This is a genomic window from Mycobacterium sp., assembly GCF_035499775.1.
Classification (GTDB): domain Bacteria; phylum Actinomycetota; class Actinomycetes; order Mycobacteriales; family Mycobacteriaceae; genus Mycobacterium.
On the sequence record NZ_DATJYB010000328.1, the window covers coordinates 1 to 8,019 of the forward strand.

8 protein-coding genes and 2 pseudogenes are annotated in these 8,019 nt (G+C 65.8%); 4 read left to right on the forward strand and 6 right to left on the reverse strand.

The window, feature by feature from the left end; translation table 11 throughout:
- The 4 genes and pseudogenes from VML93_RS20885 to VML93_RS20900 form a co-directional block, all read right to left on the reverse strand.
- Positions 1-324, reverse strand: a pseudogene (locus tag VML93_RS20885) (hypothetical protein); the annotation flags it as partial.
- Entirely contained in the window at positions 317-595 is a 279-nt protein-coding gene (locus VML93_RS20890) for a putative holin (RefSeq protein WP_325613620.1), read from the reverse strand. The pseudogene VML93_RS20885 and the gene VML93_RS20890, both read right to left, overlap by 8 nt.
- Before the next feature lie 20 nt (positions 596-615).
- A complete protein-coding gene (locus tag VML93_RS20895) occupies positions 616-1,098 on the reverse strand; it encodes a DUF779 domain-containing protein (RefSeq protein WP_325613622.1) in 483 nt (160 codons plus the stop codon).
- Positions 1,099-1,117: 19 nt separating this feature from the next.
- The gene (locus VML93_RS20900; RefSeq protein ID WP_325613624.1) at positions 1,118-2,641 is read right to left on the reverse strand and encodes an aldehyde dehydrogenase family protein; all 1,524 of its coding nucleotides are present in this window, start codon (positions 2,639-2,641) and stop codon (positions 1,118-1,120) included.
- A 62-nt stretch (positions 2,642-2,703) separates the two neighbouring features.
- Between VML93_RS20900 and VML93_RS20905 the strand changes: the two genes are divergently transcribed.
- Together VML93_RS20905 and VML93_RS20910 are read left to right on the forward strand one after the other, a co-directional pair.
- A complete protein-coding gene (locus VML93_RS20905; protein ID WP_325613626.1) occupies positions 2,704-4,725 on the forward strand; it encodes a prolyl oligopeptidase family serine peptidase in 2,022 nt (673 codons plus the stop codon).
- A 39-nt stretch (positions 4,726-4,764) separates the two neighbouring features.
- The gene (locus VML93_RS20910; protein WP_325613627.1) at positions 4,765-5,394 is read left to right on the forward strand and encodes a DedA family protein; all 630 of its coding nucleotides are present in this window, start codon (positions 4,765-4,767) and stop codon (positions 5,392-5,394) included.
- A gap of 28 nt (positions 5,395-5,422) precedes the next feature.
- Here VML93_RS20910 and VML93_RS20915 read toward each other — a convergent pair whose 3' ends face one another.
- Positions 5,423-6,328: a GNAT family N-acetyltransferase gene (locus tag VML93_RS20915; protein WP_325613628.1), complete on the reverse strand. Its 906-nt coding sequence runs from the start codon at positions 6,326-6,328 to the stop codon at positions 5,423-5,425.
- Between the two features lie 61 nt (positions 6,329-6,389).
- Here VML93_RS20915 and VML93_RS20920 point away from each other — a divergent pair, with 61 nt between their 5' ends.
- The gene (locus VML93_RS20920) at positions 6,390-7,304 is read left to right on the forward strand and encodes a crotonase/enoyl-CoA hydratase family protein (RefSeq protein ID WP_325613631.1); all 915 of its coding nucleotides are present in this window, start codon (positions 6,390-6,392) and stop codon (positions 7,302-7,304) included.
- Between the two features lie 66 nt (positions 7,305-7,370).
- The gene (locus VML93_RS20925; protein ID WP_325613630.1) at positions 7,371-7,832 is read left to right on the forward strand and encodes a DUF5078 domain-containing protein; all 462 of its coding nucleotides are present in this window, start codon (positions 7,371-7,373) and stop codon (positions 7,830-7,832) included.
- A gap of 58 nt (positions 7,833-7,890) precedes the next feature.
- Here VML93_RS20925 and VML93_RS20930 read toward each other — a convergent pair.
- A pseudogene (locus tag VML93_RS20930) lies at positions 7,891-8,019 on the reverse strand (haloacid dehalogenase-like hydrolase); the annotation flags it as partial.

Here is an 8,019-nt window from a genome sequence, read left to right on the forward strand (position 1 = left end):
CACCGGCCAGGTCTTGTCGACGGCGTGAAACCACCAATAGAACAGACCCAGCCCGATCTGCGCGGCGGCGACCCACGCGCCGAGCAGCACCAGAACCAGTTGCCACCACTTCAGATACTGGTAGCGCCCGGGCACCGTAACCGGCACGACAGCCGGCTCAAGCGCCGAGTCGTCGGCAGCCTCCGGCTCGGGCGCCTCGGGCTCTTTGGGCTCTTTCGTGTCGTCCGGCGCTTCCGCGATCGGAAAGGGCTTCGAGTCGTCGTCGAAATCGGGGACAAACGGCACCGACGGTTCGCCGGTGTCGAACTTCGGATCGTCAGCCACCCGACGTCACCTGGATAGCGACGAGCGCACCGAACCAGCCTGGCGCCAGCGCGAGGATGAATCCGCCCAGCATCGTCACCCAGCGGCGCCCGGACAACAGGATCACCGCCAGCCCCAGCACACTGGGGATTCCGACGACCAGCGCAATGACGACGTCCGGTCGGACCCGCGTGTGGACCAGCAGTGTGGACGCCACCCCCGCCAGTTCCCCTACCGCGCTGCCGATCAACATGGCGCTGGCCAGCAGCCAGGGACGCGGAAGCGGGATCACGCTGCGACCTTACTGCGGCATCAGCGCGGCGCCGGGCACGTTTCCGGCGGGTTCCCGGCTACAACCTGGCCACGATTTGACGGTCGTTCGCCACGCTCGTACGCAGCGCCGGTGATCACCGGTACCGCTTCTAGCAGCGCTTTCTCGTCGTCGGTAAAGACCCGGCCGCGGCTGAGGAACCGCATCCCTTCCGGCGCTTCCAGGCTGAACCCGCCGCCCCGCCCCGGCACCACGTCGATGACCAGCTGAGTGTGCTTCCACGCCTGATACTGCGGGCCGGAGATCCACACCGGCACCCCTTCGGCTCCGACATCGAGCACACCCAGCAGGACGTCGCGGTCACCGACGAGGAAGTCTCCGAGCGGGTAGCACATCGGCGACGACCCGTCGCAGCAGCCGCCGGACTGATGGAACATCACCGGGCCATGACTGTCCTGCAACCGTTCCAGCAGCTCGGCCGCGGCCTCGGTGATGAGCGCCCCGGGCGGAGCGGCCTGGCTCATTGGATAAACCCGGGACCCATCAGAAGAACCCAAGCGCCTTGTCCGAGTAGGACACCAGCAGGTTCTTGGTTTGCTGGTAATGCTCGAGCGCCATCTTGTGGCCCTCGCGGCCGAAGCCGGACTGCTTGTAGCCGCCGAACGCCGAGTGCGGCGGATACACGTGGTAGCAGTTCACCCACACCCGGCCGGCCTTGATCTCGCGGCCGGCCCGGTATGCGGTGTTGCCGTCGCGGCTCCACACCCCTGCGCCCAGCCCGTAGAGGGTGTCGTTGGCGATGCCCATCGCGTCGGCGTAGTCGTTAAACGGCGTCACCGCCACCACCGGGCCGAAGATCTCCTCCTGGAAGATCCGCATCTTGTTGTTGCCAGTGAAGATCGTCGGTTGCATGTAGTAACCGCCGGACAAGTCGCCGCCCAGCTCGGCACGCTCGCCGCCGGTGATGATCTTGGCGCCCTCACCCTTGCCGATCTCGATGTAGGACAGGATCTTTTCCAGCTGGTCGTTGGACGCCTGGGAACCCAGCATGGTCTCGGAGTCCAGCGGATCACCCTGCCGGACCGCCTTGGTCCGGATCGCGGCCAGTTCCAGGAACTCGTCGTGGATGTCGGACTGGATGAGGCTGCGCGACGGGCAGGTGCACACCTCGCCCTGGTTGAGGGCGAACATCGTGAAGCCCTCCAGCGCCTTGTCCTGGAAGTCGTCGTTGGCGGCCATCACATCGGAGAAGAAGATGTTGGGGCTCTTGCCGCCGAGCTCCAGTGTGACCGGGATCAGGTTCTGGCTGGCGTACTGCATGATCAGCCGCCCGGTGGTGGTCTCGCCGGTGAACGCGACCTTGGCGATCCGGTCGCTGGACGCCAGCGGCTTGCCGGCCTCCGCACCGAATCCGTTGACGATGTTGACCACGCCGGGCGGCAACAGGTCACCGATCAGCGACATCAGGTAGAGGATCGAGGCCGGTGTCTGCTCGGCCGGCTTGAGCACCACCGCGTTGCCCGCAGCCAGCGCCGGCGCCAGCTTCCAGGCGCCCATCAGGATCGGGAAGTTCCACGGAATGATCTGCCCGACGACGCCGAGCGGCTCATGAAAGTGGTAGGCGACGGTGTCCTCGTCGATCTGGGACAGCGCGCCTTCCTGGGCCCGGATCGCCGCCGCGAAGTACCGGAAGTGATCGGCCGCCAGCGGGATGTCGGCGGCGATCGTCTCCCGGACGGGCTTGCCGTTGTCCCAGACCTCGGCCACTGCCAGGGCGTGCGTGTGCTCGTCGATACGGTCGGCGATCTTGTTCAGGATCGCGGCCCGTTCGGTCGGGGAGGTCTTGCCCCAGGCCGGCGCCGCCGCGTGCGCGGCGTCCAGCGCCTTCTCGATGTCGGCCTCGTCGGAGCGCGGTATCTCGCAGAACGACTCGCCGGTCACCGGCGTCGGGTTCTCGAAATAGCGGCCCTGCGCCGGCGCGACCCACTCGCCGCCGATGAAGTTTCCGTACCTGGATTCATATGACATCAGTGCACCGTCGGCACCTGGACGTGCGAAGACAGTCATTTGCTCGGCTCCCTCATTCGACCCCATGTGTAATACAACTCACAGTACCGCCGCAGGCCAGAATGGCTTCCATGACATCTGGATCCGAAGACCCGTACCTGTGGCTCGAAGACGTCACCGCCGACGAGGCACTGGACTGGGTCCGCGCGCGCAACGAACCGGCCAAGGCGGAGTTCTGTGACGACGAGTTCGAGCGGATGCGCACCGAGGCGCTCGAGGTGCTCGACACCGACGCCCGGATCCCCTACGTGCGGCGACGCGGCGAGCACCTCTACGACTTCTGGCGCGACGCCACCAATCCGCGCGGACTGTGGCGACGCACCACGCTGGACAGCTACCGCACCGACAATCCGGAGTGGGACGTGCTGATCGACGTCGACGAACTCGGTCGCGTCGACGACACGAACTGGGTGTGGGGCGGCGCCACCGTCATCGAACCGGAGCTCACCCGCGCCCTGGTCAGCCTGTCCCGCGGCGGCTCGGATGCCGTGGTGGTCCGCGAATTCGACATGGCGACACGTGAATTCCTGCCCGACGGGTTCGAGCTGCCGGAGGCCAAGTCGCAGGTCGCCTGGGCCGATCCGGACACCGTGCTGGTGGGCACCGACTTCGGTCCCGGCTCGCTGACCGACTCCGGCTACCCGCGCATCGTCAAGCGCTGGCGCCGCGGCACACCATTGACGGATGCGGAAACGATCTTCGCGGGCGAACCCACCGATGTCAGCGCCGGCGGTTCCAAGGATCGAACCCCCGGCTTCGAGCGCACCTTCCTGGGCCGCTCCACGGACTTCTGGAACACCGAGCGCTATGAGCTGCGCGACTCGGAACTGATCCACCTCGACGTGCCCAGCGACGTCAGCAGCCTCTCGATTCACCGCGAGTGGCTGCTGATCGACCTGCGCACCGACTGGTCCGTCAACGGCACCACCTACCGCGCCGGCTCGCTGCTGGCAGCGAAATACGATGAATTCCTCAGCGGTACAAGAGAATTAGATGTGGTTTTCGAGCCGGACGAGCACACCTGCCTCTACCACTACGCATGGACCCGGGACCGGCTGCTGATCGTCTCGTTGGCCGATGTGGCCAGCCGGGTCGAGATAGTCATACCGGGCAGCTGGGAGCGCGAACCGATTCAAGGCATCCCCGCGTCGACCAACACCGTCATCGCCACCGCCGACGACACCGGCGACGAGTTCTTCCTTGACTCAAGCGGATTCGACGCGCCGTCCCGCCTGCTGCGCGGCACCGGTGACGGGGACCTTGAGCAGATCAAATCCGCCCCGGCGTTCTTCGATGCCGAAAACATCACTGTGGCACAGCATTTCGTGGAATCTGAGGACGGCACGTCGATCCCCTACTTCGTCGTCCGGCCCGCCGGGAGCGACGGACCCACCCCCACGCTGCTGTACGGCTACGGCGGATTCGAAACGGCCAACACACCGGCCTACAGCGGCGTGCTTGGTCGGCTGTGGCTGGCCCGCGGTGGCACCTACGTGCTGGCCAACATTCGCGGTGGCGGCGAATACGGGCCCACCTGGCACACCCAGGCGATGCGGGCGGAACGGCACAAGGTGGCCGAGGACTTCGCCGCTGTGGCCGACGATTTGGTGAATCGCGGCATCACCACGGTCAAGCAACTCGGCGCCCAGGGCGGCAGCAACGGCGGGCTGCTGATGGGGATCATGTTGACCAAATACCCGGAGAAGTTCGGGGCGCTGGTCTGCAGCGTGCCATTGCTGGACATGAAGCGCTACCACCTGTTGCTGGCCGGCGCCTCATGGATGGCCGAATACGGCGACCCCGACAACCCCGACGACTGGGCTTTCATCTCCGAATACTCTCCGTACCAGAACATTTCGTCGGAACGCGAGTACCCGCCGATATTGCTGACCACCTCCACCCGCGACGACCGGGTGCATCCGGGCCACGCCCGCAAGATGACCGCCGCGCTCGAGGCCGCCGGCCATCGGGTCTGGTACTACGAGAACATCGAGGGCGGACATGGCGGCGCGGCCGACAACGAACAGCTCGCGTTCAAGTCGGCGTTGAGCTACTCGTTCCTGCACCGCATGTTGCGCGCCTGAGCGTTTACCTACCGTGCCGACCGGGCACCCACCGTGATCATGTCGTCGCAACTACCGGGGGTCCTTGATTCACTGTCCACATTTCTGCAGCGCTACGGCTACTTTGCGCTGGTCGGCGTGGTCGCCGTGGAGGGCATCGGGATCCCGGCCCCTGGCCAAATCATCCTGATCGCGGCCGGGGTCTACGCGGCGTCGGGCCAGCTGAATCTGGTGGCGGTGCTGATAGCGGCGTTGCTGGCCGCGGTGATGGGGGACAACCTCGGGTATGCGATCGGCCACTTCGGCGGGCGACCGCTGGTGCGGCGCTTTGGCCGGTTCGTCTTCCTGACCGAAAAGCGGGTGGAGGCGACCGAACGCTTTTTCCACGGCCGCGGCAACATGGTCGTGCTGGTCGGGCGGTTCGTCGACGGACTGCGCCAGGGCATCGGGATCGTCGCGGGCATGGCGCAGATGCAGTGGCGCCGCTTTTTGACCTACAACGTGGTGGGCGCCATCGGCTGGGTCGGCCTGTGGGTCCTGGTCGGATATTCGGCCCAGGCACACATCCCCACGATTTACGCCAAATTCGATCAGTACCAGATCTACCTGCTGGTGGCCGTGGCCGTCGTGGTGGTGGCGCTGCTGACGCGATGGCTGTATCGGCGGCAGCGCACGCCGGCCGGTGAATAGCCGTACCCACCAAGGACATTGGTGCGCGCTAGTAGAGGAGCGACGGAATCCAGCACCCGTTCGGTTCGGCGTACTCGCCGAGCGACATGTAGGTCACCGGCTTGACCGCACGCAGACCCTCCCTGAGACACCAGCGCAAAAGGCCGGCTTGCCGCGTCGGGAGGAGGAACGAGGCGGGCTGGCCATCCGCCGTTGCCGCGCCTGCGATCAAGTCGCGCATGTCGCGCTCCGTCTCCGCGACAGCGTATGCAGCCGGAAAGAAGGTGAGAGTTGTCGCATAGGCGCGAATCTCGCCTGCACGAACAACTACCGACGGCGAGAAGCCAGGTGTGCGGAGTGCGTCGCGCAGTTCGTTGGTTCGTTCGAAGCCGTGGACCTTGAGGCATAGCTGTTCGCATTCGGGGAGATCGCTCTCTTCGAGCGAACGCACCTCGGCGTCGGCCGGTGGACCGCTTTTGGGTGTTCCGCACATTACGATGGCCGGCTCTTTGACCTCGAATCCCAGTGACGCATATAGCGACAGCGACTGCATGTTGAAGGCGTCCTGGAAGAGGCGGATACCGCGCGCGCCGGCGCCTCGCTCCATGACTGCTTCCATCAGGCGGCGGCCGACGCCGCGCCCCTGTGCCTCAGGGTCGACCGTGATGGGTCCAACGCCGGTGATCGGTCCGCGTTGGTCGAGGAAATTCGACCCCACGATCCGTCCCTCGTCTTCGGCGACGACACCCCAGATCGAGGGATGCTCGATGAAATTCCCTGTCAACCGCTCTGCGTCCTCGAGCGTCGGGAAGTCGCGCGGAAAGCGATAGTAGTCGTGGAGACGACCAAACGCCTCGTAGATGATGCGGGTGCATTCGGGGCCATCGGCGGGCTCGATGGCTCGAAGAGTGAGCGCTGGCCGCCTCGTCTCGTCCCGCCCGGGCGGCTCAGCCATGTCGTCAGTGTTGCATGCTGTTGGCTGTTCCATCGGCCGGTTGGACGGGGGGATATCGTCGCTGAACATGCCTGACTTCGAAACGCTGCTGTACACCACCGCCGGCCCGGTCGCCACCATCACGCTCAACCGCCCGGAGCAACTCAACACCATCGTTCCGCCCATGCCCGACGAGATCGAGGCGGCTATCGGGCTGGCCGAACGCGACCAGGACGTCAAGGTCATCGTGCTGCGCGGCGCGGGCCGCGCGTTCTGCGCCGGCTACGACTTCGGCGGCGGTTTTCAGCACTGGGGCGAGGCCATGATGACGGACGGGAAATGGGATCCGGGCAAGGATTTCGCGATGATCACTGCGCGCGAGACCGGGCCGACCCAGAAGTTCATGGCCATCTGGCGCGCGTCCAAGCCGGTGATCGCGCAGGTGCACGGCTGGTGTGTCGGTGGCGCCAGCGACTACGCGCTGTGCGCCGACCTGGTGATCGCCAGCGAGGACGCGGTGATCGGCACGCCGTACGCCCGCATGTGGGGGGCGTACCTGACCGGCATGTGGCTCTATCGACTGAGCCTGGCCAAGGTCAAATGGCACTCGCTGACCGGCCGGCCGCTGACCGGTGTGCAGGCCGCCGAGGTCGAGCTGATCAACGAGGCGGTGCCGTTCGAACGCCTCGAAGCCCGGGTCGCCGAGATCGCCGCGGAGCTGTGCCAGATCCCGCTGTCCCAGTTGCGCGCGCAGAAGCTGATCGTCAATCAGGCGTACGAGAACATGGGCCTGGCATCCACTCAGATGCTCGGCGGCATCCTCGACGGCCTGATGCGCAACACCCCCGAAGCGCTCGACTTCATTCAGATCGCCCAGACCCAGGGAGTGCGGGCCGCAGTGCAGCGCCGTGACGGGCCGTTCGGCGATTACAGCCAGGCTCAGCCGGAGCTGCGACCGGACCCCTCGCATGTCATCGTGCCTGATAGCGGTGTATAGTGAGACGGGCTATTAATCTTGTCACCTGTTGGCCCGTCAGGGCCTGAAAGTGTTACGGTAACGAACATGTCTTGGCTGAATTCCAGCCTGCGTGCAGGCGCCATTTCTCTCGCCCTGGGCATCACCGCCGCGATCTTCCCGCAGCTCGCCGCGGCCGACTCCACGGACGATTTCCCGATCCCCCGCAGGCAGATCGCCACCACCTGCGACGCGGAGCAATATCTGGCGGCCGCCAGGGACACCAGCCCGGTGTACTACCAGCGGTACATGATCGACTTCCACAATCGGCCGCCGGACATCCAGCAGGGCGCGATCGACCGCATCCACTGGTTCTACTCCCTGGACCCCGCCGGTCGCAGGCAGTACTCCGAGGACACCGCGACGGACATCTACTACGAGCAGATGGCGACGCACTGGGGTAACTGGGCGAAGATCTTCTTCAACAACAAGGGTGTCGTGGCGAAGGCCACCGAAGTCTGCACCGGGTATCCCCGCGGCGACATGTCGGTCTGGAACTGGACCGCGTAGCCCACGTGGCGATCGCGAGCGCGGCGCAGCCGGGCGAAGCGGGTCGCCACCATCTGGATTAGTCAGCGAAGACGGTGGTCCAGTCGTCGCGGATGCTGACGACGGTCCAGCCGCTCGCTGCGGCTTCGTCGAGGGCCTTTTCCGCGCCGGCGACATAGTCGAATTCCCGGCCGGCGTCGTCGTGGCG

Coding starts and splice junctions, on each gene's coding strand:
- VML93_RS20905 (WP_325613626.1), top strand. CDS start 2,704: ATGGCTTCCATGACATCTGGATCCGAAGACCCGTACCTGTGGCTCGAA.
- VML93_RS20895 (WP_325613622.1), bottom strand. CDS start 1,098: ATGAGCCAGGCCGCTCCGCCCGGGGCGCTCATCACCGAGGCCGCGGCC.
- VML93_RS20900 (WP_325613624.1), bottom strand. CDS start 2,641: ATGACTGTCTTCGCACGTCCAGGTGCCGACGGTGCACTGATGTCATAT.
- VML93_RS20910 (WP_325613627.1), top strand. CDS start 4,765: ATGTCGTCGCAACTACCGGGGGTCCTTGATTCACTGTCCACATTTCTG.
- VML93_RS20915 (WP_325613628.1), bottom strand. CDS start 6,328: ATGGCTGAGCCGCCCGGGCGGGACGAGACGAGGCGGCCAGCGCTCACT.
- VML93_RS20925 (WP_325613630.1), top strand. CDS start 7,371: ATGTCTTGGCTGAATTCCAGCCTGCGTGCAGGCGCCATTTCTCTCGCC.